The sequence below is a fragment of the Rhodopseudomonas sp. B29 genome (genome assembly GCF_000333455.1).
Classification (GTDB): Bacteria; Pseudomonadota; Alphaproteobacteria; order Rhizobiales; family Xanthobacteraceae; genus Rhodopseudomonas.
Window position 1 is genome coordinate 1 of the sequence record NZ_BADD01000272.1, and the last position, 1,665, is coordinate 1,665.

The following is a 1,665-nucleotide window of genomic DNA, read 5'->3' on the forward strand; positions in this document are numbered from 1 at the left end:
TCACCGCAGATGGGCGACGTCAACGCCCAGCTCGCCAATGCGCGCGCGCTGAAGTCCGACGCCGAAGCCAAGGCGCGGCTGATCAAGGAGATGCTGAAGAGCGGTGGCCCGATCGAAGCCAGCGAGGTGCTGAATTCCGAGCTGATGCGCCGGTTGTCGGAACAGCGCGTAACGCTGCGAGCGCAGCTCGCCGAGCAGTCGTCGACGCTGCTCGACAATCATCCGCGTATCAAGGAAATGCGGGCGCAGCTCGCCGACCTCGAGCGCCAGCTCCGCGACGAGGCCGTCAAGCTGTCACGCTCGTTCGAGAACGACGCGCGGATCGCGGGCGGCCGTGTCGAAAATCTGCAGGCGAGCCTCGATCAACTCAAAAAGCAGGCCTCCGCCACCAACGGCCAGGACGTCGAACTGCGCGCTCTGGAGCGTGAGGCAAAGGCGCAGCGCGATCTGCTCGAAGCTTACCTTGCGAAGTATCGTGAAGCGACGACACGCGAGTCGATCGATCAGGCGCCGGCCGACGGCCGCATCATTTCACGCGCCATCGTCTCCAACACCCCGGCCTATCCCAAGAAGCTGCCCATCGTGCTGATTGCGACTCTCGGTATGCTGATGCTGAGTGGCGGCATCATCGCGACAGGTGAGCTGCTGCGCATGACCTCTCCGCGTGGCCGCGGCGCTGTGCCGGTGGTAGAGCCTGAGCTGGTGCCGGTCGCCCGCGCTGCCGAGCCGGTTCCGCCTGTCGTCGCCGCGCCGGTGTTCGAGCCACCGGTCGAACTGGCGCCGCTCGGCGATGTCGAGAGCTTGTCCACGACCCTGCGTAGGGCTGGCGAAGCCGCCCGCAAGATCACGGTGCTGGGCACCGGCCAAGCCGAAATCGTCACCGGCACTGCATTGGCGCTGGCGCGGCTCCTGGCTAGAGACGCCAAGGTGGTGCTGATCGATCTGTCGGAAGCGCCGGCCGTGCTGCAGTCGGCCTCGGCCGACGCGGTGGCTCCTGGGTTGGCCGAGTTGATGCAGGGCGAGGCGTCGTTCGGTCAGGTCATCAGCCGCGACCGGTTTTCGTCGCTGCACCTCGTCAGCGCCGGTCGGCCCGGCTTCGACCGCGCGCTGCTGCAGTCGCCGCGGCTGTCGCTTGCGGTGAGCGCGCTGTACCGCGTCTACGATCACATCCTGCTGGCCGCCGGCACCGCGTCTGATCTGCCTGCTGACCTGCTGACCACCGGCGCCCGCGCCGTGGTGGTGCCGGATCCGGCAATGCCGGAGGCGGCACGCGCCAAGATGGCGGAGCAACTCGTCGCGATCGGCTTCTCCGACGTGGCGATGGTGCGAGCCGCGATTCCGGAAGTAAGCGCCTCGAGCGCGCATTTCGCTGCGGCGTGACTTTAAGGCGCTTACTACAAGTACAGTGTCGTCATCCTGAGGTGCGCGCGTAGCGCGCCTCGAAGGATGCGGCCAGGGTGCCCGGAGCCCGTCCTTCGAGGCCCGCCGCGCCGCGCTTAGCGCGGCCCGGCGGGCACCTCGGGATGACGGCGGCGATTGAAGCGCGGGCTCTGATTTCGCCAGAACAGAAGAGCGCTAGCGCCGTAGCGCGCCACGCAGGCGTTGCGCCATCTGCATCAGAGCCGGATTGTGCTTGATAACACGTTGGCGCGGGCGGTCGCGGCC

1 protein-coding gene is annotated in these 1,665 nt (G+C 67.5%); it reads left to right on the forward strand.

The genetic code is table 11. The features are described 5' to 3' along the window. Positions 1 to 1,380 (forward strand): LPS biosynthesis protein (locus I5M_RS09970; RefSeq protein WP_040771646.1); only part of this gene is annotated, 1,380 nt, incomplete at its 5' end. Positions 1,381 to 1,665: the final 285 nt, after the last annotated feature.